Raw genomic sequence first — 23001 nt, 5'->3', positions numbered from 1 at the left:
TCAGTGCGCCACGCCGAACTCGGTGCCGAACAATTCGGCGGCCCCATCGGTCACTACATGGTCACCCTGGGCCAGTCCGCGCGTCACAAGCGCGAAGCCGCCTTCGCTGGAGGCGATCTCGACCCGGCGGCGGACGTAACTATGGGGGGCGGTCCGCACATAGACCCATTCGCCGCCATAGATGTCGCGCAGGATCGCTGCCGCCGGAACGGAGAGCCCCTGTAGCGGGCCCGAGGCCATCGGCAGTGAGACCGAGACGCGCTGTCCCACACGCCAGGCGCGGTCCCGGTTGTCGAGTGCGTAATAGAGGTCGACGGTCGCGCCCAATGCATTGGCCGAAGGGGGTGCCTCGACAGGCACCGCCATGCGGGGCGAACCCTGGCCGCCAAGCGGTCGCACCTGCACCGCCGTGCGGCGGCCGAGGCCGCTCAGGTCGGAGGCCGGCACGATCACCCGCACCCAGAGGCGCGGCTGCGCGTCGAGCGATGCGATGGACGGCCCGAGCATCGCGCGCTGGCGCCGCGCGGTCACCTCGGCGGCGCGGGCGGTCGCAAGCGCGGCGGCAGCCTCGTCGCGGCCCCGGGCGCTGCCGGCCTCTTCCCGGACCAGTGCCTCGGCGCGCGCCAGGGCTATTCGCGCCAGGCGAGTCTGGGCTGCGGCGCGCAGGACCTCGCCGTCCGCGGCGACTTGCTGTGCACCGAGCTGGCCGAGATTGGTCCCGGACCCTGCCGGCACGCCGCCGCCGGAGGCGGGTGCGACGATCTCGCCTGCGGTCTCGCGCCTGGACTGGGCGTTTCCGGTGCCGACCTGCGCCGTCGCGATGCCGAGCCGCGCCTCTGCCGCCGGCGCCAGGGTCAGCTTGAGAAGCTCGGCCTCATGCGCGACCGGTTCGGCGTGCACGGCCTTGGCCGGTGAAGTGCCTGGGGACTCGGCACCGCATGCGCCAAGCGCGAAAGCAGCGAGGAACGGGAAGGGGACAAAGGCGCGATGCATGGCAGACCCGGACAGTTGACCGGGCGGGAGTAGCGAAGCGCCGTTGGGTGCAGGTCCCGCCGACTATACAATTCGTCCATCTCGGAGCGCGAGGCTTCCTGCCGCTATTTGGGCGAGGGAGCCTGGAAGTCCGGATGGGCCACCTCGTCCTCGAAGCAGAGCGGCACCTTCTCGAACAGCCCCGTCGAATTCTCCGGCCGCCTGCCTTGTCCGGTCAACGGCACGAACATGGACCAGCCGAGCGAGCATCGCGTATATTTGGCGGGTCCCGTGCGCGTCACGACCAGGATCTGCTCGGTGGCCCAGCTGAGGCCGACCGGCATCACCAGCCTTCCGCCGATCTTCAGCTGGTCCAGAAGCGGTTGCGGTACGCGGGCGGCGCCGGCCGCCACCACGATCGCGTCGAAGGGGGCGCGCTCGGGCCAGCCGGCATAGCCGTCGCCCGCGCGAACCTCGACATTCGCATAGCCGAGCGCATGCAGCCGTGTGCGCGCCGTCTCGGCGAGCTGCGGCACGATTTCGATCGAGGCGACCCGATCGGCCATCGTCGCGAGCACGGCCGCCTGATAGCCCGACCCCGTCCCGACATCGAGGACGTTGGCGCCCCGTCCCGGATCGGCTGCGGCCGTCATGATCGCGACGATATAGGCGTCCGAGATCGTCTGCTCATAGCCGATGGGCAGCGGAGTCTCGCGATAGGCGTCGGCCCTCAGGTCCGCGGGCACAAAGGCTTCCCTCGGCACCGAACCGATGGCGGCCAGCGCGCGCGCCAGCGCTGCATTGTCCGCGCTCGGTGCGGCGGCCCGAACCGCTGTCCGGATATGCCCCACCATGGCGGCGCGCGCCGCTGCGAAATTCTGGTCCTGGGCTGCCGCTGCGGTCGCCAGGAGCAGGGCGGCGATGCAGGCGAGTCCCGGCCTCCATCCTCGAACAGGGATCATGGCGCTGCGCGCCGGGCCGGGAGGAAGGAGGCCGCCGCCGTGACGCCGCCGACCACGACATGCGTCACCAGGGTCAGCGCCGCGACGAGCATGGTGGCCGCAGCCAGCCCCGAACCCGCGCCGAGTAAGGCCAGCACCAGCGGGGCGAGCAGCGCATCACGCGCCGGCACCAAAGGAAGGCGATGGACCATCATGCGCAAGGTCGCCACCGCGACGAGGATCATGGCCGGGAGGCCCGGCAGCAGCAGCTTCCAGAGCAAAGCCGTCAGCACCAGGCTGAGGACGATCCGCAGGCTGTGGAGCCCGAAGGTGATGAGGAGATCGCGGCGCGACAGTGTCAGCAGTGCCGCCGCGCGCCGCAGGACAAGGATCACGAGCGAGGACAGGATGATGACCGCGACCGAAGCGGCGAAGCTGTTGAGGAGCGCGCCGCCGGCGACCCGGTAGAGCAGCGGCGCGTTGAGCGCCATCATCACCAGCGTGGCGAGATTGCCCGCCAGCGCCGAGAGCACGGCGACGTCGCGCAGCGTCCCGAACACCGAACCCTGGAGCGGCTGGTGCCGGCGCGCCCAGAGATAGAATTGCGCATCGCCCGAATAGCCAAAGACGATCTCATTCGCGACCTGCTTGCGGAACAGCGCCGGCAAGGCGTCCGCGCGCAGCTGCCATAGCCGGCGCAGGATCAGCCATTCCATCAAGGGCCCGACGGCATAGACCAGGGCGAAGCACAGCCAGAACCAGGGGCTCGCCGGTGCCGCCTTGAAGCGTGAGGGATCGATCCCGCCCAGCTGGGAGAAGACCGCAAGGAGGATCGCGGCGGAAAGACCCAGTCCGGCCAGGGTCATCAGCCACTCGCGGGCGGAGGCGGAGACGGGCGGCAGGGGCGGCGTCTGAACGGCGAGCGTGTTCATCGGGTGGGCGGCACCGGCCATGCGAGCGCGTCGCCTTGGTCAGCGGAGGCGCCACCGCGCGCGCGGGCCTCTGCCGCTTCGGCAAAGGTGTCGAGATAGATCTGGCCGGAATGCTCGAGCGTGAAGCGGTGCACATGGGCCAGGCGGGTCGCGTCGGGCATCGGCGCGGCATCGGCCCGGGCGATTGCGGCGGCGAGCGCGTCTTCATCGCGCGGCACGATCATCCCGTACCGCCCGCCCCCGAGAAGGCTGCGCACCCCGGAGCCGCTGTCGGTAGAGATGATCGAAAGCCCGGCCGCAAGCGCCTCGACCAGCACCGCCGGCACGCCTTCGTAGCGCGACGACAGCAGCAAGGTGTCGAAGCCGTCCAGATGCGAGGCGGCATCGGGGACATGGCCGAGAAAGACGATGCGGTCCGAGATGCCGAGCGTGCTGGCAAGCGCCTCGAGCGTTTCGCGCTCCGGGCCATCGCCATAGATGGTCAGCGTCTGGTCAGGGTGCGCGCCGCGCGCGAATGCGCGCAGCATCAGTGCATAGTTCTTCTGGGAGGTGAGGCGTCCGATCGCAACGAAGTGCCTGGCGCCATCCTCCCGCTGCGGCGCCGGGCAGCAAATCCGGGCCGCCTCGATCGCCGGGTCGTGGATCACCCGGAACCTGGGGCGCATGCCGGGCGGGAGATCGCCTGCGATCGCCTCGTCCATGATCACCCAGGTCCAGCCGAAGCGCGCCTGGACGCCGAGCCAGAACCGCCAGAAGAAGCGCGCGACCGGCGGCAGGTCGTCGCGCGCGAGGTCGTTGCTGATCTTCACCACGATCGCCGGGCAGTGCCTGCCGAAGCGCAGCGCCATGGCGGCGGCGACGACCGTGTAGGTGCTTCCGGAGACGAAGAGGACATCGGGCCGGGTGCGGCGGATCTCGGCGGGCAGCCGCGCGATCATCCAGAAGGTCTCCCACCAGGCGGTACCGAAGGAAGGCTGGGGAGGGACAGTGTAGGTGAGGTCCCCCGCCAGCTCTGCCCGCAGCGGCCCGTCCTCGCGCCCGAGGAAGAGGGGCGCGTCAACGCCCAGCCTGCGCCAGTACCGCACGAGCCGCAGCGCGACGCGCTCGACGCCGCCCAGCTCGAAGCTGTGCAGAAAGGTCAGGACGCGCATGCCAGGTCCCCGACCATGTCGCGATAGTGGCTGGGGAGATGGCTCCGGGCGATCTTGCCGACGGTCCGGCGGATGCTCGACAGGGTCGCGGGCACCGTGACATCGCCGGGATGGACACCGATACGCACGATCCTCGGCAAGGGAATGACGCGCGCGACGCTCGCGACCGCGAGCGAGGAGAGCATGCGGGCCCGGGTCCGCGTCGCCCAAGTGACGACCGGTGTGTTGACCAGCACCCGCCCGGCCACTGGATCCCAGACACGCATATGATCCTCGGCGATCGGAATACCGAGCGCCTTCATCGCGCTGTGCGTCCCGTCGCCATAGAGCCAGGCGGGTGCGATGAAACCGGCGATCGGCTTTCCGGTGATGTCCTCGAGCAGCGTCCGGCCGGCCCGGATGCGGCGCTCGGCCTCCTCGGCATCCAGGCCGAGAAACTCGCCCTCGCCGGCGGTCATCTGGCTGGCCTTGACCCGGTCCTGCCAGGAGGCATGCTCGGTCTCGTCGCGGTGGCTATAGCCATGAAGGAACATCTCGATGCCGCCCTCGCTCCAGCGCCGCAGCCGCGCGGCGAAGGCGGAGCCGGGACGGATTTCGGCCTCGCGCCAGAAATCGGGCACGACGAGCATGGCAAGGCGCGTGACGCCCACCAGGGCGAGTTCTTCAAGAAGCTGGTCGATCGCCGCTTCGTGGCGCGGCGACACATCATGGATCGAGGCAAGGAGCCGGCGAGGCGGTTTCTGGGATCGGGTCACGCTGCCAGGATGCCGCCGCCGGCCGGCACCGCAGTCCGGCGATGGATTTTTTTAGAAGGCGCGCGTGATCGACAGGCTCAAGGTGCGGGGCCTAAGCGGTGTGTATTGGCGCTCGCTGCGCAGCGAGAAGGGATTGCCATAGGCGAAGCTGTCTGCTCGCGTGTCCAGCAGATTGTCGATGTCGAGCGCGATGACGATGGGGCCCGCCGCCATGGTCGCCCCTATCCGCACGAGGCCATAGCCGCCCATGCTGCGATCCAGGCCGTCGTCGAAGCTGAGGCGCGAGGGTCCGACATAATTGAACGCGGCATAGGGCGTGACCGCCTGTCCGAGCAGCCGGATGGGGCGCTCGACCGCGAGATTGCCGGCAAGGTCGGGCACCACGGGCAGGCGCCGATCCTCGGGCAGGTCCGCGCCGTCGGCCGCATGGACGAGCCTCGGGCGCTGCGCCGTGAAGCCGGCGCGCAGGCGCCAGCCGCCGCCGGGGCGCCAGGTAGCGTTGCCTTCGAGCCCGATTATGGTGGCGTCGCCGGCGTTGCGCGTTGCGATCAGGCCATTGTCCTCGAGATAGTCGGACTGGACGCTGCGCCAGCCCGTCTGGAAGCCGGCAAGGGCGACGTCCAGCCGGCCCTGGAAGAAGCCGGCGCGGCCGCCCAGCTCGACGCTGCGGACCGAGTCCCCGTCATAGCGTCCGGTCTGGTTGTTGCTGGGGTCGATGCCGCCGGGGCGGAAGGCCGTGCCCAGCCGGACATAGAGCAGCCGGTCGTGCGCGAAATGGTAGGAAAGCGAGGCGCTGGGGGTGAGGCCGATCGACGCATGGTTGGCGGTCTGCGCGTCCAGCTCCTCCTGGCGCTCGTCCTCGGTCGTCGCCCGGAACAGGCGCGCGCCGATCGCGAGCCGCAGGCGTCTCGTCAGCGGCAAGGCGCCGTCGGCGAAGAGCGCCGTCTCGGTCACGCGGCGGTGCAGGCTGAAGAAGTCGGGCACGATGCCGGTTGCTGTGTCGATCGCCCCGGTCGCGCGCGTGGCGGCGGAGACATAGGAGACCCCGGCCGTCCAGGCGAAGCTACTGCCCGGCGCCGAGGCCAGCCGGACTTCCTGGTCGAAGACCCGGTAGGCACGGCCGTCATGGTAGCGCAGGGCACCCGGCACCCCGAGCTGCGCCGCGGCGTCGGTCGCGTCGAACGCATCGTGCTGGTCCTGCCACGCATGGCTGGTCACCGCGGTGAGGCGTAGGGCGCCGACGGGGCCCGAGACGATCGCCTGGCCGAGGCCGAACGTACCGCGGCGCGGCTCGCGCTGGGTGATGCCGCGCGTCAGGTCCTCATAGTCGCGGTCGACATATTGGCTGTCGGCCGTCCGCGTCGACTGATAGGCGCCGATCAGGTCGATGGTCCATCCGGTCGCGGGGGCGACGCGCAGCGCCGCCCGCCCGCCGGCGATGCGCGTGCGGTTGACATCGGAAGGGCCGGCCGCATCGTCGATCCAGCCTGCATCGCTGCGCGCATAGCCGACCAGGCGCAGCGCGGCGAGGTCGCCGACCAGCGGCAGGTTGAGCATGGCTTCCGCGTTCGCGCCCAGCCCGCCGGAGCCGACCGCCTGGGCGCCGATGCCGGCCCATCCGGAGGTCGAGCCGATCACCGGCCGGTTGGTGACGATACGGTAGACGCCGCCGAGCGCGCCGGTGCCGTAGAGCGGGCCTTGGGGGCCTTTCAGCACTTCGACCCGGCTTATGTCGGCCAGATAGAGGCCGGGCTCCGCCGCGTCATAGGTGACGCGGCCCTCATCCACCTGCACGCTGACCGTCGATTGGCTGAAGCCGTTGAACGGACTGTCGGCCAGACCGCGAATGAAGGGCCGTTCCCGGCCGGGACCGCCCCCGGCAACACTCAGCCCCTCGATGACGCGCGCGACATCGCCGGCGCGCGCGGCGCGGTCGGGCCGGCCGGTGTCGCGCGGCGCATAGACGGCGACCGAACCCGCAATCGAGGACAAGGCCTCCGGCAGCTTGCGGGCCGTGACCACGATCTCCTCGTTCGCCTGCACCGCCGGTTCCGGCCCGGCAGGGTAGGCGGGGTGCGGCACTGCACGCGGCCGCGCCACGATCCGAAAGACCCTGGGGCCGATCCGCACCGCCCGGACAGGAGTGCCCTGCAATATCCGGTCGAGCGCCTCGCGCGCCGACATCCGTCCGCGCGCTGCATGGGTGCGTGCCGATGGCAGGCGCGCCTCATAGACGAGCGAGATGCCTGTCTGCGCCGTCAGCGCCTCGAGCGTATCGGCCAGGTTGCCGGAAGGCAGGGAGATCGCGAAGCTTTCGTCCCGCGCCTGGGCGGGCGCCAGCGGCAGGACGCTAGCCGCCAGTACGATCGACCAGCCGGATCGTCTGACCATCGCTGTCCGCATGCAGTCCCGTCATTAGCGTAAGAGTGGAAACCATCGCCGCGCGGTCGCCCGGCGAGAGCACGCCCGAGAAGGGGCGCTGCGCTGCCGGTCCGGCGATCGTCACCGGCTGCCCCGTGTACCGCGCGATATCGGCGGCGACCAGCGCGAGGGGCGTGCGATCATAGACGAAGCGGCCCCGCCGCCAGGAGGCAATGTTCGCCATGCCGACCGGCCGGAGCACGACCTTGCCGCCTTGCGCCAGCGCTTCCTGGCCGGCGGCCACCTCCGTTTCCGCGGTCTGGCCGGGAAGCTGGAGCGCGATGCGGCCCTCCTCGACGGAGACGCTGAGCACGCCATCGGCGGAGTTGACCGCGAACCGCGTGCCGACGTCGCGTATGCGGGCGCCGCCCACCTCGATGACGACACTGCGCTTGGGATCATGGCGGATGCTGAAGAACGCGCTGCCGGTCAGCTGCATGCGCCCGCCGGCCTCTGGGGCGGAAAGCCGCGAGCTGGCGCCGAGGGTGGCCGAGACTCCGTCCGCGAGTTGCACGGTGCGCGACGTGCCGGCGTTGCTGGCGAACGACGCGGTGGCCGCCTTGTCGGGCTGGGATGACTGGGAGCCGATGCCGACAGCCAGGGCAATTGCGGCAGCGGCGGCGATTCCGGACCCCAGCGCCCAAGCTGGCAGCCGGCGCCGGGGGGCGGGCATCGGTTCGGCGGGCGGAAGCAGGTCGTCGCGGGCCTCTTCGATTCGCATGTCGAGCAGCGCGATCTCGCGATAGGCGAGGCGGTGGCGCGGGTCGGCTTCCAGCCAGACCGTGAAACCTTCCCAGTCCATGTCGTCATGCTGGTGCGCCTCATGCCAGCGCGCTGCCGCTTCGTGGATATCCTCGCTCATTGCCCAATTCCCGGCATTGGCGTCGACCAACGCCATCCCTGTTCATGCATGAGATGCCGCCACATCGCCATCACCTCAGTTGTCCAGCGCTCGGCGCAGATGCGCCATGGCGACGGCGATATGCTTCTCGACGCCGCTCCTGCTTATGCCGAGGCGTGATGCAATCTCCGCATGCGGAACACCCTCGAGCTTGTGCAGGCGAAAGACGCGTCCCGCTCCTTCGGGCAACTGTGCGATCGCAGCACGCAATGTTTCGAGATCTTCGCGGGCGATTAGTGCGTCCAGCGCCTGGGGTTGCGGGTCGACGCGGTCCCCGGGGACGGTTTCGGCCTGGGCATCGCTCCAGTCTTGGTCGCGCACCTCGCGTCGCCGAGTCCGCCGAATCTTTTCGAGAACCAGATTGTTTGCGGCTCGGTAGAGATAGGCGCGGCCGTTCGCGACTGGGCCTGGGTTCATGTCGCGGATGCGCAGCCAAAGTTCCTGGAGAAGATCCTCGGCCTCGGCCGGATTGCCCGTTTGCGCGACGAGAAAGCGCCGCAGTTCGTCGCGCCGCTCCTCGTAGATTTGGGTCAGGCCGGAAGAAGGTGTCGAGATCGGTCGGCTCCTTTGGTGGCGCCGTCTGCCCCATGTCCAGGTGTCCGGCAAGTCGGGCCGTGTAGGGCCGCCCGCAAAAAATCTTCCTGTGGAACTGCGGGGGAACAGGGCGGCGGCATCCTTGCAGCAGCGATGGAAAACCGAACCGAATTCAAGCCTGTCCTGCGGCAGCCAACCTCGGGTCGCACCGATGTCAGGACCCGCGCCGGATGAGGATCGTCGATGTCAGTGCCTTCTACGCTCCCAAGGGCGGGGGGGTGCGCGCCTATGTCGATCGGAAGCTGGCGGCCGCGGCCGCGCTGGGCCATGAGATCATCGTGCTTGCCCCGGGCAAGACCGATGAAGTGGTCCGGCGCGGTCCCGGTGCTATCCTGGAAACGCTGGCCTCGCCGCTATTCCCGCTCGACCAGCGCTATCGCTATTTCGACGACGAGCGCGCGCTGCACCGCGCGCTTACCCGGTGGAATCCCGACTTTGTCGAGGCCTCCTCGCCCTGGAGCAGCGCGTCGATGGTGGCGCGCTGGGACGGTCCGGCACCGCGCGCGCTGGTCATGCATTCCGACCCGCTCTCGGCCTATCCCTATCGCTGGTTCGGCCCGATCGCGAGCATCGAGGCGATCGATCGCGGCTTCGACTTTTTCTGGCGTCATCTGCGCAGGCTGGGCCAGGCCTTTGATCTGGTCGTCAGCGCCAGCACCGAACTTGCCGGCAGGCTGCGCGGCGGCGGGATGCCCGGCGTGATCACCGTTCCGATGGGGGTCGAGCCTGGCATCTTCGCGCCCCAGCACCGGGACCCGGCCTATCGTGCGGAGCTGCTCGCCGAATGCGGTCTCGGCCCCTCCGCCACGCTGCTGCTCGGCATCGGCCGTCACGCGCCCGAAAAGCGCTGGGGCATGGTGATCGATGCCGCGCTGTCCGCAGGCACGCGTAGTCCCATCGCCCTGCTGCTGATCGGGGAGGGGCGCCTGCGCGGCCGACTGCGTGCCCGCGCCGGTGGCTCGCCGCACATCCGGATACCTGGCGCGCTCGGCGACCGGGAGGCGCTCGCGCGCCTGATGGCGAGCGGCGATGCCTTGGTCCATGGCTGCGAGGCTGAGACCTTCTGCATGGTCGCGGCCGAGGCGCGGGCCAGCGGGCTGCCGGTGATCGTGCCCGATCGCGGCGGCGCCGCCGATCATGCCGACCGTGCGCCCAGCCGGCGCTACCGCGCGGGCGATGCCCAGGCGCTGCGCGACGCGATCCTGGGCTTTGCCGGGGACCGTACCGCCCTTACACCAAGGGTGCTGGACGAAGCCCCGCGGACCATGGACCGGCACTTCCTCGAGCTGTTTGGCACCTATGCCAGCCTGCGGCCCGCAGCGACGCGCGCTGCCTGAGCGGTGCTGCGCATCCTCGATCGCTATGTCGCGGGAGCGGTCGCCCGCAACTATCTGCTGATCATCCTGGTCATCATCACGGTCCTCTCGCTCGAGAACTCCACTCGGCTGGCGAACGCGGTGACCGGGACGGACGCCCCCGGGCTCCTGCTCGGCCGGCTCATGGCGACGCTTATCCCCGAATATCTCGGCATCGCCATCCCGATCGCGACCTTCCTGTCGGTCGCGCTCGCGATCCGCACCCTCAGCCTGCGCAGCGAATGGCAGATGCTGGAGGCCGTGGGCCTGCCGCCGACCCGCTACATGGCGGTGCCGATGGCGCTCGCGCTCCTGTCCGCGCTGGTGCAGCTCGGCGTGCGGCTCGAGATGCAGCCGGCCGGCGAAAGCGCGCTCGACCGGATCTCGCTCGAGATCGTCCGCGGCTTTCACGGCGTGCATTTCATACCTGGAGAGGCGATCCAGCTGGGGGGCGATACCACCCTCGTCGCCGAACGCGCGGAGGATGCGGGGCCCGGCGTGCTCGAGAATGTCCTGCTCCAGCGCGCAAGCGATGTGTTCACCGCCGCCCAGGCGGTCGTCGCTATCGCCCCGAACGGCGATTTCGAACTCACTTTGGCCGATGGGCATTGGCTCCGGCGCGGTCCCGAGGGCCGCGAGCAGAAGATCCTGTTCGATCGCTACCATGTCCGCGTGCCGGGAATGGCCGGCTTGCCACCGAAAGGCGCCGTCGAACGGATGGACCGGCTGGGGTCCGCGGCGCTCCTCGCCGCGATGGGCGGGGAGACGGGCAGGGAACGGCCCGTCTCCGCCGCGATGGCCGGGCGGATCGAGAGCGCCTTTTTCTGCCTGTTGCTGCCGATATTTGCGATGGCGCTCGCCGCGCCGCCCAAGAGGCGCGCGGGCGCTGCGGGCCTGTTCCTGGGATTGCTGCTGATCGTGCTCCATATCAAGAGCGCCGCCGCGGTCGAGGCGGCATCGGAATTCCCGATCCTGGGCGCAGTGCTCCACGCGCTGGTCTGGACGGGGATCGCGGTCCTGCTCGCGCGTGGCAGTCTCAGGCACGGCGCAGGCTATGTCGACGCCTGGCTCGCCGCCCGCATGACGCGCTTGTCGGCCCTTTTGCGAAATTAAGATCCAGCCGCGCTTCCGCACTGCGGCTGCGCGCGCTCGCGGCATCACACCAACATGCCACAGCAAGGAGACCGGACGATGCGGATTTTTCGGGTAGCGGTGGGCAGCCCGGCGTGAGCGTTTCGACCGCGGTCGGCGCATTGCTGCTCGCTGGCGGCACGCCGGGCCAGGCGGCCCAGCCGAAGGACGTCCCGGCCCAGGCGGTGCCCGCTCAGGAGGTGCCGGCGCCTTCGTCTCCTCCCGCATCCGCCTCATCCCCGGCATCGCAGGACGATGCGGTCAACGAGATCGTCGTCAGCGCCAGCTACAGGCATACGGCAGGCGATCCGCTGGAGCGGATCAACGCGCTTTCCTTCGCGCTGACCCAGAAGGTTGACGACGCCGTCACCGCGCCTGCGTCCCGTGCCTACAAGCATGTCGTGCCGAAGCCGGTGCGCAGCGGGTTCCGGAATTTCCTCAACAATCTGCGCGAGCCCGTGGTGTTCGCGAACTATCTGCTCCAGCTGAAGCCCGGCAAGGCGGCCGAGACATTCGGGCGTTTCGCGCTCAACTCGACGATCGGGCTGGCCGGCGTGATCGACGTCGCGAAGCGCTGCCCCTTCAATCTGCCATGGCGGCCGAACGGCTTCTCCGACACGTTAGGCGTCTATGGCGTGAAGCCGGGACCCTACATCTTCGTGCCCCTGGTAGGCCCGACAACGGTTCGGGATCTGGTCGGCGGCGCAGTCGACCGGCTGGCTTCGCCATTCGCACTCGGCGGCCCTTTCCGCTCGAAGCCCTATCTGATCGGCACCAATATCTACCGCGTGCTCGACCGGCGGGCGGAGCAGGAGGACGAACTCGCCAGGATCAAGGAGAGCGAAGACCCCTATGCCGCCCGGCGCGACCTGTTTCTGAAGAAGAAGGAAGAGCGGCTGGAGCGGATCAAGGGCGGGCCGGCCTCCGATTCTGCCGCGCCCCAAGACGCGGTGCCGGCAGCTGGCCCACATGCGGGCGGGCCCCGCACGTGTCGCGGCCGTTCCTGACCTGACGCGACCAAGGGATACTGTGGCGGACCTTTTACCGCGAGCCCTGTGTATCCCATCGCTTTTCCGGCTTGCCGCCGTCTCAATCGTCGAATGCCCTGGAGGTTAATCGCTTGTCAGACCTGCTTATAATGGAACTCGGTTGGTGAGAAATGGTGCGACGGTCGTCCTCACCACCACCGGCACGCTCGGGGACCTGTTTCCGCTGCTGGCTATCGCAATTGAATTACGCAAATCCGGCTTCGACCCGATCATCGCCTCAATGGAGGACTATCGCTGGGCGGCGGAAGCAGAAGGTTTGAAATTTCATGCCGTTCGGCCGGGCAACCGGGAGTTGATGGCGGACGGGCTAAGTGAAGCCCAGGTCGCCAAGTCGGTGACCGCGGATTTGCGTGCGGGCTTTACGATCATGCTGCCGCATCTTGCTGCGACCATCGAGGATCTGGCGCCGCTGATCGCAAAGGCCGACCTGGTGGTGGGCGGTACGCTTTCAGCCGTGGCTCGCGTTATCGCCGAGGCGCACAATGTCCCGATCGTGACCGTGCTGCTTCAGCCCATGGCATTCCTGTCGGCGGATGCGCCCCCGGTGATGCGCGAAGTGCCGCTGCTCCCGCAATTGCGGCGTAGCTTTGGCCCGTCGGTCGTGCGTGTGCTCTACGCCATTGGCAGTGCGCAGGGCCGCAAGCGCCTGCGCCCGGTACGTGCGCTTCGGCGCTCGTTGGGCCTTCCGAATGTACGCGACGAACTTATCGATGGCGTCCGGCGCTCCGAGCAAATCTTCGCAATGTATCCGCCTGCGTTCGCGCCCTTGCCGGCCGACGCCCCGCCCCATGCCCTGGGTGCCGGCTTTGCCTTCTACGATGGCGGCAAGGGCGGGCATGCGATGTTGGACCCGGCGCTGGTCGAATTCCTGCACCACGGGCCACCACCGATAGTCTTCACGCTGGGATCTTTCATGGTCCACGCGCCTGGCAATTTCTACGAGGCCGCGGCGCGATTGGCCGGGGATCTGGGCCGGCGCGCTATCCTGCTTGTCGGACAACATGCCTTGGCGTCGATGCGGACGCTTGCCACGGCGGAAATCGCGGTCGCCGCCTTCGCACCCCATTCGCTCCTGTTCCCGCATGCTGCCGCCGTTGTTCATCATGGGGGCATAGGGACCATCGCCCAGGCGCTGCGCGCCGGGGTGCCGCAGCTTGTCTGCCCCTTGTTCGGCGATCAGTTCGACAATGCGGCCCATGTCCGGCGGCTGGGGGTCGGCGACGTCGTTTCGCTCAGGCGCTTCGGCGCAACTGGCGCGGAGGAGCCGCTGAAACGTTTGCTGGCGTCAAAGGCTGCGGCGAGCAGAGCTCGCGCGCTCGCGGCAGCGATGACTGGGCCGGATGGGCCGGCGATCGTTGCCGCATGGATTGTGGAGCGTTTTGGGCGAGACTCCCACGATTCAACCGGGTCCGGACTCTGTGCGCGGCATCCAGTCCTTCACGATCGAGGACGAGACCGGCGTCACCAACGGCACCCTCTGGCCTGACCGGTTCGAGAAGCAGTGCCGCGCGACGCCATGCCGATCAGCGGGCCGGCGGGCAAATAGCGGCGAGCCGGCCGCGAATTTGAACGTTGATCCACCCCATGTCGGGTAACGGTCGCGAAGTGGCGCGAAACAATTGACGGACACGGTACAACGAGGTCCAACACACTCATGCGCATTTCGGACAGCGAAAAAGGGCAGGCTTGGCTGTCACAGTTCCGGTCGGCGGACGTGCCGCTCGCCACGCGTCTCCTTGATACGCTCCTATTTGTCTCGACGGCCGAATTCCGAAACTGGATTGCCGGGGAGATCATTCGCGAAGCCGCCTTCGGTCGGCTGGCTCTTTACGGAGAGCGTGAATTTCCGCCGCTGGCGCGCTTCTTCAACACACTTCAGCCAGGCAAAGTAAGGCGGGCGATCGGCAAGAACGGACCGCCACTCGTCAAGCCGACGCGCGGTTCGGTCTATGTCGGAAGCGAGGGTATCGTTGCCCAGTTAGTAAGTGAGCTGGCCCAGCGGCGCGATGTCGATGCGCTGCTGACTCCCGGCCCGGATCGACTGCGGCCGATGAAATCGCGAGGGCCGACGCAGCGGCTCGCCATCGTGACAGACCTCATAGGCTCCGGCAATCGCATCTACCGGATGTTGGACGCGATGTGGCGGACAGAGACGGTGCGAAGCTGGCATTCGCATCGCAAGGTCAAGCTCGAGGTGCTGGTGTTCACCTATGCGTCCAGCATCGAGGGCAAACTGCGCGTAGAGGACCATCGCCTGAAGCCGAGGGTGATCGTCCGGCATGTTGCACCCACGCTTGAGGACGTCGACGACGACCCGCTTGCAGTGAGAACATTGTGCAGGTTCTATGAACCCATTCCCAAGCATTCCAGTGCGGGGCCTCTAGGCTATGGCGATGCCGGGACCTTGGTAGCTTTCGGGCATGGGTGCCCAAATACCGCGCCCCCTATGCTTTGGCATCGCGGACGAAGTGGCGGCCATCTCTGGGAGCCGCTGTTTCCGGAGAGGTCCGGCGTGGCCTTCGATCTTCTTGAAAAGCCGGCCGAGATCACGGTTTTCAGAGAACGGCTCTTGTCGCTGGGGCAACCCACCCTTGCCGATCCGGGCCTGCTTGCGCGTTTTCCGACGCATGCCCGGGAAGCATTGCTGGTCCTGGCGGCGGTGTCACATGGATTGCGCGACGATCTCGGCCTGGCAAGCAGGACCGGTCTTGAGGTTGCGCGTATCGATAGCCTGTTGGCGACCTTCAGGTCCGCGGGCTGGATCGGCGCGTCCAATAGCATCACCGCGAAAGGTCTCGCGGAACTCCGTGCCGCCGCGGGCACAGTTTCTCCTGCTCGTGACATTCCCATGGACGGCGTTTCGGTATATTTCCCGTCGTCGCTGCGGGGTTAAGCCGGCCACGAGAGATGCTCGTGCTCACGAGAGCGATTGGACGATGCCGAGAGGTATTTGTCCAATTGGGTCAGGATTGCCGAAGCCCTACGGTCGAGCCACCGCCCTTACTTCGTCTGGGCGCACCTCGTCTTCACGCCCGAAAGCCGGGCTAACGAGGCGCGCCCACACGAACCCTATCGGGTCAAAGTCGATGCCCAGTTTTTCCCCGCAGCACTATAATCGAGTCGGTCGAAGCCTGAATGTCGATCCCGTTGTTTTGGGCACTGCCCTGGCAGTGGCGAACCGAATCACCGCCGGGGCACCAGATCGCGCCGTTATCTTCACCCTCCGCCATCTCGCCGCGCTAGGCGGGATTCCGTATCGCGTTCTCCGCGACTGGGTAGGTCGCCGTGGACCGGAACCCTACCGTGAATTCTTCGTGGCAAAGAAGGCCGACCGGCGAAAAACCGCGAAGCCCGCCCTCCGGCCAAAGCGGCGGATTGCGGCACCCGCTCCGGCCTTGATGCGACAACAGCGTTGGCTCGTCGCGAGAGTATTGCACCACGCTCCCCGTCACGTCGCAAGCATGGCCTTTCACAAGGACTCAGATATCGTCGAAGCGGCGCGACTGCATTGTCGATGCCGGTGGCTGATCAAGATGGACATCAAAAACTTCTTTGAGTCGATCTACGAGCCGAAGGTCTTCCAGGTATTCATGGAACTTGGATATCCGCGCCTGCTTGCCTTTGAGCTCACGCGCATATGTACGCGGATAGTCCCGAACGAGCATTTTTTCTGGGAAACCGAGCAGGCCTTCGGTCTATTTCACCCGGGGCGCGGTCCGAAATTCTACAGTCGCGTTCGAGTAAGGCCGGATAGAAGAGGCCGACGGAGCATCAACCGGCGGGACCAGGACATCGAGTGGGACATGCCCGACATCGGTGGCGGTCTCGTGCCACTTCCGCTTGGCAGCCTGCCGCAGGGCGCTCCGACCAGTCCGCTCCTGGCCAATCTCGCAGTTCGCGAACTCGACGAGCGCCTCACCCAGCACGCGCTGGATCATGACATGGTCTATACCCGTTATGCCGATGACATCGCATTATCCACGCAGCGGAAGGACTTTTCTCGAGAGGAGGCGGTTACTGTGATTGGCAAGGTCCTTCGCGAGTTTGAACGCGAAGGCTTGCGTCCGCACCATGCAAAGACCCGTCTCATTCCGCCCGGTGCCCGAAAGCTGGTGCTTGGCCTCGCCGTCGATGGCAGCTCTCCCAGACTCACGCGCGAGTATCGCAACAAGTTGCGTCTTCATGCACATATCTTAGGAACGCGAGGCATCGCACCCAGCGAGCACGCCGCAGCGCTCCGTTTCCGATCGGTCGTAGCGATGCGGCGCCATATCGAAGGAAAACTTGCCCACGCATCTCGTGTCGAGCCGAAGTTCGCAGCGGCAATTTCGTCTCAGCTCAATGACGTGGATTGGACTTTGTAGGGGTCGGACAAGGGGCCTTGGCGCGACGTTTGATGGGATAGGGGAAGGTATTCCCCTGACTGCGCGCGGGATCGCGCAGTACCCCTTCTGCGGGGGCAGCGCCCCCGCAACGCCCCCGCACGAGAGAGGTAGAGGAGGGCCGGGCGGCCGTGACGGGCAGGGGTCGGGAGAGAGTCTCACGGCGCCCGTCGCGGAGACGTTCCATGACCATCATCGAACATTCCCCGCCGCTGTCGCGGCGGGCCGGCTTCAAGGTCGACATCACCCGCGGCCAACGCATTGGCCGCGTGTCTTCCGAATGGTTCTCGCGGCCGGACGACGAGCGCTTCCTGTCGCTCTCCGAGCTGCATGCCGCGGTAGAGGCTCGGGCTCAGCGCGCCAGCACCCGCACGGTGGAGTCCCGCGAGGTCCGGGTGGACGCGAGCCGCGACGATCCCGAACGGCTGGCGCTGATCCTTCCTGGGCGAGGCGAGCCTGTCGCGCCGACGCACTGGTCGTTCGGGCAGTTGGCGAGCCTAGTCGGTGCACCGTCGGGCTATCTGCGCCAACTGCCGGCACCGCTTGCCGGCATCAATCTGCAGCACGGCCTGATCAGCCACCGTGGCGAACTGATGAAAACGCTCGAGACCGAGGACGGACGCACCGAGCTCCGGGCGGTCACCGGGCCCGACTATGGTCGTATCTGGGACCACGAACTTGTCGCCGCGGTAATGAAGATCGCTGGCAATGGCACCGGAGACACCCGCTGGAAGGTGCCGGGCCTGCTCGACTGGTCGACCATGACCCACAACCCGTTCGTGGAGGTGACCAAGGACACGACCACGCTCTACGCCAGCGATCGCGACGTCTTTCTCTTCCTCGTCGACGACATGCAACCGATCGAGGCGGGAAAGCTGCCGAACGGCGAGCCCGACCTCTTCTTCCGCGGCTTCTATTGCTGGAACAGCGAGGTCGGCTCGAAAACGCTCGGCATGGCCAGTTTCTATCTCCGCGCCGTGTGCATGAACCGCAACATCTGGGGGGCTGAAGGCTTCGAGGAAATCAGCATCCGCCACTCCAAGTTCGCCGCGAACCGCTTTGCCCACGAAGCAGCGCCGGCACTCGAGAATTTTGCCAACTCGTCGCCGGCCGCCTTTACGGCTGGGATCGCCGCGGCGCGGGCGCGCGTCGTCGCGCGAACCGATGACGAGCGGCAGGATTTCCTGCGCAAGCGCGGCTTCTCCAAGGCGGATACGAGCCGAATCATCAAGACCGTGCTCGACGAGGAGGGGCATCCGCCGGCTTCGATCTTCGATTTCGTCCAGGGCATCTCTGCTCTCGCTCGCGACAAGCCGCATCAGGACGCCCGGCTCGAACTGGAAGGGAAAGGGGCAAAGCTGCTGGCCGCGGTCCACTGAGCGTCCCCTTAGTGCAACGCGGCGCGGCTCTCCTTCCAGAGGAAGAGGGCCGCGCCGCTGCCATGGCGGGTGGAGGTCGGGAGAGAGTCTTCCGGCCGCCCGCCATGGAGAAATGTCATGGCCAAGTCTCAACCCAAGCTGGTTCTCGCGCCCGCGCAGGGCATCCCCTTCAACCAACTGGTCCTTTCCCAGTCCAATGTCCGCCGGGTGAAGAACGGCATCACGATCGACGATCTCGCGGCCGACATCGAGCGGCGCGGGCTGCTCCAGGGTCTGAGCGTCCGACCCCAGCGCGACGGCGCGGGCGGGGAGACCGGCAAGTTCGAGGTACCCGCGGGCGGCCGGCGCTTCCGCGCGCTCGAAATCCTCGTCAAGCGCAAGCGCCTCGCATCCGACGCGATCGTCCCTTGCGTCGTCAAGCCGGCCGACGCCTCGGTCTCGGCCGAGGAGGACAGCTATGCCGAGAACATGTTCCGCGAGGCGCTGCACCCGCTCGACGAGTTCCGCGGCATGAAGACGCTGGTCGACCAGGGCGACGACATCGAGACCGTCGCGGCGCGGTTCCGGGTGACGCCCGCGGTGGTGCGCCAGCGCCTCAAGCTGGCCTCGGTCTCGCCGGCGCTGCACGAGGTCTATGCCAGCGAGGGCATGACGCTCGAGCAGTTGATGGCGTTCAGCGTCTCCGACGATCATATGCGCCAGGAGCAGGTCTGGGAGCTCGTCCAGACGCATCACAACCAGTCGGCGCACTTCATCCGTGCCCGGCTGACCGAGACCACCGTCGCCGCGCGCGATCCGAGGGCCGCCTTTGTCGGCATCGACGCCTATGTCGCGGCCGGCGGCTGCGTGCTGCGCGATCTGTTCGAGGAGGATCGCGGCGGATGGCTCCAGGATGCGGCCCTGCTCGACCGCCTCGTGCTCGAGAAGCTCGGCGCCGATGCCGAGCGGATTCGCGCCGAGGGCTGGAAATGGGTCGAGGTCACTGTCGATCTGCCCTACGACTTCGCCTATCGCCTGCGGCCGATCGAGGCGATCCACACGCAGCCCACCGAGGCGGAGCTGGCCGAGGTCGCCACGCTCAAGGCCGAAGCCGAGGCGATCGAGGCCGAATGGGCCGATGCCGCCGAGGTGCCGGACGATGTCGATGCCCGCGTGACCGAGCTGGACGAGCGCATCGCGGCGCTTGCGGGCGGAACCTGGACCTACGCGCCGGACGACATGGCGATCGCGGGCGTCTTTGTGTCGATCGACCGTGACGGTGCGCTCGAGATCGAGCCTGGCTGGGTGCGACCCGAGGACGAGCCGGCCATCGAGCCGGACTCCGAGGCAGGGCAGGGCGGCGAAGGCCAGGGGAATACCGGGGACGGTGACGCCGACGCTGCACTGCACCAGGACCACGACCAGCACAGTCCGGCGCCGGGCGACGATGAAGAGGAGGACGACGCCAAGCCGCTGCCCGATCGCCTCGTCACCGAGCTCACCGCCGAGCGGACCATCGCGCTGCAGTATGCACTCGCCGGCAACCCTAGGGTCGCCTTCCTCGCGATCCTGCACAATTTCGTGCTCGCCACCTTCTATTACGGCCGCACGGAGAGCTGCCTGGCGGTCAGCCTCAATCGCGTTACGTTCGGCTTCCAGCCGAGCGGCATGAAGCACAGTCCGGCCGCGCAGGCGATCGAGACCCGTCATGCCGAATGGGACCAGCGGCTCCCCGAGTCCGACCGCGATCTCTGGGACGCGCTTCTCCAACTCGAAGCGGACGAGCAGGGCAAGCTCTTCGCGCATTGCGCCGCCTATGCTGTCAACGCGCTCTATGAGGTCGCGCCCCGCTACGACAATGGGCGCATCTCTGCCCATATGGTCGAGCGGCGTATCGCGCACAGCGACGTGCTGGCGCGAGCGGTCGGGCTCGATCTGGTCGGCGCGGGCTGGAAGGCCACCGTCGAGAACTATTTCGGTAAGGTGACCAAGGCTCGAATCCTGGCTGCCGTCGCCGAAGCCAAGGGCGACGAGACCGCGGCAAGGATCGACCATCTCAAGAAGCCCGATATGGCCCGCGAGGCCGAGCAGCTGATGCAGGATGCGGGCTGGCTGCCCGAACCGATGCGCACGCCCGAGTTGCCGGCTCAGGCCGAGCTGCTTTCGCCGACCGGCCCTGTCGACGCGCCCGCCTTCATCGGCGAGGGCGACGGTGCCGAGAATCTGGCGATCGCCGCCGAGTGACCACGGAGCGGGGCGCGACAGCGTCCCGCTCCTTCTCCCAGAGGAGGATGACATGGCGATTCCGACCAGCTTCCGCACCAATTTCGATACCCTGCTGCGTGCCGCCGCGGACGGGAATCTCGCGCTTCTCGAATGCGCCGACGCCAGCACCGGCGAGCCCCGCTACGTGCTCTGCGCCGTCGGGTTCGATGGCGCGGGCTATTGCATGACGCCGTTCGGTCATCTCGCCGACGGCAACCCCTTCGACCTTTACCGTTCACCCGCGGGCACGAGTTGAGGCGGTCATGCAGCACCCTGCCCGGGCGATCGCGCGCGACCTAGCCGGCCAGGCGGAGCGCTTCTGCCGTCGCTATCTGTCCAATGGCCGGCGCGAGGGCAGCTATTGGCTGGTCGGCGATGTCCGCAATACGCCAGGGCGCAGCCTCTATGTGCGCCTGCGTGACAGTCCCGACGGCACCGCCCGCGCCGGCAAATGGAGCGATGCCGGGACAGGGGAACATGGCGATCTGCTCGATATCCTGCGGTCAACAATGCCCACAGGCCGCCTGAGCGAGGCATTGGTCGAGGCGCGTCGGTTTCTCGCCGTTGCCGAGCCTCATTCTCCTGCTCCTGTTCTCACGGGGCCGAAGGCGCTGGTCGGCTCGCCAGATGCCGCCCGACGCCTGCTCGCTCTCACCTGTTCGATTGGGGGCACCATCGCCGAAGCCTATCTTGCCTCCCGAGGTATCGCCGGGCTCCCCAACCTCGGTTCGCTCCGGTTCCACCAGCGGTGCTGGTATCGGCCCGCACGATGCGATCCGGTCGGCACCCCTCGGGCCATGCCGGCAATGATCGCTGCGGTGACGGATCTTGCTGGCACGGCGACTGGCGCCCATCGCACCTGGCTCGTGCCAGACGGCGCAGGAAAGGCACCGGTAGTGCATTCGCGGCGTGCCATGGGACATCTGCTCGGCAATGGTGTTCGCTTCGGCGCCGCCAGCCCGGTCATGGCTGCCGGGGAGGGGATCGAGACCATCCTCTCGCTGGTCTGCGCCGTCCCGACCATGCCGTCGGTCGCGGCGCTCTCGGCCGCCCATCTGGGGGCGCTTGCCTTCCCGCCCGGGCTTCGGCGGCTCTATGTGGCGCGGGAACCCGATGTCGCCGGCCGCCATGCCTTCGCACGCCTGGCGGCTCGGGCCACCATGTCGCGGATCGAGGTGCTGCCGATCGACTGCGCGCGCGCGGATCTCAACGCGGACCTGACAGCGTTCGGCCTCGACGCCCTGCGCGAGCATATCCGCGCCCAGCTCGTGGCCGACGATCGCCCCTGACGCCCGTCGAAGCCTGTCCAGACGGATAGCCCGCGAGAGCCCGCGTCACGCGCCTTCCCAGAGGGCGACGGGGCAGCGGCGCGGGGTCCGGCGCAACCCTTCGCCCGGCTATTTTCCGCCGCGGGCGTACCGCCCGCTTTGCATCGCGAAGCAAAATAGCCGGGCTGCCGGGCCCTCCGCTGCGCTCCGGCTGCCACCGGCGATGCCGGACGCTCCGCTTGGCCGTGCGCAGGCCCTCCCGCCGCCGCCTCTTGTCGCCAGGAAGGCCGCGATGGACGCGGCCACCGGCAAGGAGCTTTCCAATGGACGCCATGCACGACATTGCCGATGAGGGCGGATCGCAATTCGGCCATTTGCTGGAGGAACTGGAACTCTACGGCCGCAGGCCGTTCGACGATGATCTCGATCCTCGGCCGTTGCCCGAGGGCCGGCTGGTCGAGGCGACCGCCGCTGACACCTTCGATGCGCTGGCCGCCTGCCTGACCGACACGCGGCTGGAGCCTGAGCTGGAGGAACTGCTCTGGGGCCTCACCAACGTTTTCCACCGCGCGTCCGAGCGCGTCGAGCGAGACCTCGATGCCAACGAGCTGGCCCAGAAGCGTTCACAGCGAGCGCAGGACGGCTCGGAGGTCGCCTCCGTCGAGCTCGAGAAGCTGGTCGCCGAGGGGCGATCCATGATCGAGCGGCGCGATGCGATGGAAGCGTTCCGCGAGGCGTTTGCCGATCAGTTTCGCACCTGGTGCCGCAAGCCTTGGCTGCCTCGCAGCGGATCGATGCTGAACCGGCGCGCGATGACCGCCGCGGTGATCGAGAGCCGCGAATTCGTGAACGACCGGCGCTGGACCGATGCGAAGCTCCTGCTGCCCCCGGGGGAGCGCATCTACGTCAGCGGCGGGGCCGACTATGGCGATCATCGCAAGATCTGGCAGGTTCTCGATGGCGTGCATGGGCGCCACCCGCAGATGGTGCTGCTCCACGGAGGGTCGCGCACTGGTGCCGATCACATTGCCGCGCTTTGGGCCCGTGAGCGCAAGGTGCCGCAAGTGCCGATGCCGCCTGACTTCACGAAGCACAGCCGGGCGTCGGCGCCGTTCAAGCGCAACGACAAGGTCCTGTCGATCCTGCCCCGCGGCATCATCATTTTCCCCGGCGGCGGCATCCAGGACAATCTCTTCGACAAGGCCCGCATCGCCGGCGTGCCTGTGATCGACCATCGGCGGCGATGATCGCCGCTGCCACCTTCAAATCAGCTCAACTCTCGATGGAGGACGTCATGGACGACGATCTGCGAAAGCTTCGACGTGCGCTCGACACCATGCCCGAGCCCGAACGCCAGGTGTTCGCACGGGCTCGATTCGAACAGCTCGGCCATGTCGCCATCGCCGCCGCGCTCGACCTCAGCATCTCCGAGGTCGAGCGGCGCCTCGCGTCGGCGATGCTGCATTTGATGACGGCCGAAGAATGATTTGGCCGCCACGTTGAGGAGGTCGCTCCTCGCCGTTAGG

General features: G+C 67.7%; 20 protein-coding genes. 12 read left to right on the top strand and 8 right to left on the bottom strand.

All coding sequences use genetic code 11. The features are described 5' to 3' along the window. The 8 genes from ACT3CF_RS16535 to ACT3CF_RS16500 form a co-directional block, all read right to left on the bottom strand. On the bottom strand, positions 1-993 hold the full coding sequence (locus ACT3CF_RS16535) for an efflux RND transporter periplasmic adaptor subunit (protein ID WP_478424635.1): 993 nt from the start codon (positions 991-993) through the stop codon (positions 1-3). Between the two features lie 104 nt (positions 994-1097). After that, a complete protein-coding gene (locus ACT3CF_RS16530) occupies positions 1098-1934 on the bottom strand; it encodes a protein-L-isoaspartate(D-aspartate) O-methyltransferase (RefSeq protein ID WP_478424634.1) in 837 nt (278 codons plus the stop codon). Then, complete coding sequence (locus tag ACT3CF_RS16525; RefSeq protein WP_478424632.1) at positions 1931-2866, bottom strand: hypothetical protein; 936 nt, start codon at positions 2864-2866, stop codon at positions 1931-1933. The genes ACT3CF_RS16530 and ACT3CF_RS16525 overlap by 4 nt, the downstream gene beginning before the upstream one ends. Then, the gene (locus ACT3CF_RS16520) at positions 2842-3996 is read right to left on the bottom strand and encodes a glycosyltransferase (RefSeq protein WP_478424630.1); all 1155 of its coding nucleotides are present in this window, start codon (positions 3994-3996) and stop codon (positions 2842-2844) included. The genes ACT3CF_RS16525 and ACT3CF_RS16520 overlap by 25 nt, the downstream gene beginning before the upstream one ends. Next, positions 3984-4751, bottom strand: coding sequence for a DUF2334 domain-containing protein (locus ACT3CF_RS16515; RefSeq protein ID WP_478424628.1), 768 nt, complete (start codon positions 4749-4751; stop codon positions 3984-3986). Before ACT3CF_RS16515 ends, ACT3CF_RS16520 begins: the two co-directional genes overlap by 13 nt. A 51-nt stretch (positions 4752-4802) precedes the next feature. Continuing rightward, on the bottom strand, positions 4803-7142 hold the full coding sequence (locus tag ACT3CF_RS16510) for a TonB-dependent receptor (protein WP_478424626.1): 2340 nt from the start codon (positions 7140-7142) through the stop codon (positions 4803-4805). Continuing rightward, a complete protein-coding gene (locus tag ACT3CF_RS16505; RefSeq protein ID WP_478424624.1) occupies positions 7102-8034 on the bottom strand; it encodes a FecR family protein in 933 nt (310 codons plus the stop codon). Before ACT3CF_RS16505 ends, ACT3CF_RS16510 begins: the two co-directional genes overlap by 41 nt. A gap of 75 nt (positions 8035-8109) precedes the next feature. After that, complete coding sequence (locus tag ACT3CF_RS16500) at positions 8110-8679, bottom strand: RNA polymerase sigma factor (RefSeq protein ID WP_478424622.1); 570 nt, start codon at positions 8677-8679, stop codon at positions 8110-8112. A 158-nt stretch (positions 8680-8837) separates the two neighbouring features. Between ACT3CF_RS16500 and ACT3CF_RS16495 the strand changes: the two genes are divergently transcribed. The 12 genes from ACT3CF_RS16495 to ACT3CF_RS16440 all read left to right on the top strand — a co-directional run bounded on the left by ACT3CF_RS16495 (position 8838) and on the right by ACT3CF_RS16440 (position 22961). Beyond that, positions 8838-10004 carry a glycosyltransferase gene (locus tag ACT3CF_RS16495; RefSeq protein ID WP_478424620.1) on the top strand — a complete coding sequence of 389 codons (1167 nt, stop codon included), beginning with the start codon at positions 8838-8840 and terminating at the stop codon, positions 10002-10004. A 3-nt stretch (positions 10005-10007) separates the two neighbouring features. After that, complete coding sequence (locus tag ACT3CF_RS16490) at positions 10008-11135, top strand: LptF/LptG family permease (RefSeq protein ID WP_478424619.1); 1128 nt, start codon at positions 10008-10010, stop codon at positions 11133-11135. A gap of 113 nt (positions 11136-11248) precedes the next feature. Further along, positions 11249-12160: an MlaA family lipoprotein gene (locus ACT3CF_RS16485; protein ID WP_478424617.1), complete on the top strand. Its 912-nt coding sequence runs from the start codon at positions 11249-11251 to the stop codon at positions 12158-12160. Between the two features lie 145 nt (positions 12161-12305). Further along, positions 12306-13688, top strand: a complete 1383-nt coding sequence (locus tag ACT3CF_RS16480; protein ID WP_478424615.1) for a glycosyltransferase — start codon at positions 12306-12308, stop codon at positions 13686-13688. A 168-nt stretch (positions 13689-13856) separates the two neighbouring features. Further along, complete coding sequence (locus ACT3CF_RS16475; RefSeq protein WP_478424613.1) at positions 13857-15095, top strand: phosphoribosyltransferase-like protein; 1239 nt, start codon at positions 13857-13859, stop codon at positions 15093-15095. Between the two features lie 193 nt (positions 15096-15288). After that, complete coding sequence (locus ACT3CF_RS16470; RefSeq protein WP_478424612.1) at positions 15289-16566, top strand: reverse transcriptase family protein; 1278 nt, start codon at positions 15289-15291, stop codon at positions 16564-16566. A gap of 203 nt (positions 16567-16769) precedes the next feature. Then, positions 16770-17963 carry a DUF932 domain-containing protein gene (locus ACT3CF_RS16465; protein WP_478424610.1) on the top strand — a complete coding sequence of 398 codons (1194 nt, stop codon included), beginning with the start codon at positions 16770-16772 and terminating at the stop codon, positions 17961-17963. Between the two features lie 117 nt (positions 17964-18080). Continuing rightward, positions 18081-20186, top strand: coding sequence for a ParB/RepB/Spo0J family partition protein (locus ACT3CF_RS16460; protein ID WP_478424608.1), 2106 nt, complete (start codon positions 18081-18083; stop codon positions 20184-20186). 52 nt (positions 20187-20238) lie between these two features. Next, positions 20239-20463 (top strand): DUF6117 family protein, encoded by a 225-nt coding sequence (locus tag ACT3CF_RS16455; RefSeq protein WP_478424606.1) that lies wholly within the window; start codon positions 20239-20241, stop codon positions 20461-20463. Positions 20464-20470: 7 nt separating this feature from the next. Next, entirely contained in the window at positions 20471-21496 is a 1026-nt protein-coding gene (locus ACT3CF_RS16450) for a DUF7146 domain-containing protein (RefSeq protein ID WP_478424604.1), read from the top strand. Between the two features lie 302 nt (positions 21497-21798). Beyond that, positions 21799-22722, top strand: coding sequence for a DUF2493 domain-containing protein (locus tag ACT3CF_RS16445; RefSeq protein WP_478424603.1), 924 nt, complete (start codon positions 21799-21801; stop codon positions 22720-22722). Between the two features lie 47 nt (positions 22723-22769). After that, the gene (locus ACT3CF_RS16440) at positions 22770-22961 is read left to right on the top strand and encodes a sigma factor-like helix-turn-helix DNA-binding protein (protein WP_478424601.1); all 192 of its coding nucleotides are present in this window, start codon (positions 22770-22772) and stop codon (positions 22959-22961) included. Positions 22962-23001: the final 40 nt, after the last annotated feature.

It is taken from the genome of Sphingomonas chlorellae (genome assembly GCF_056485145.1).
The sequence above is the reverse complement of the archived record's forward strand: the minus strand, read 5'-3'. Positions and strand labels throughout refer to the sequence as shown.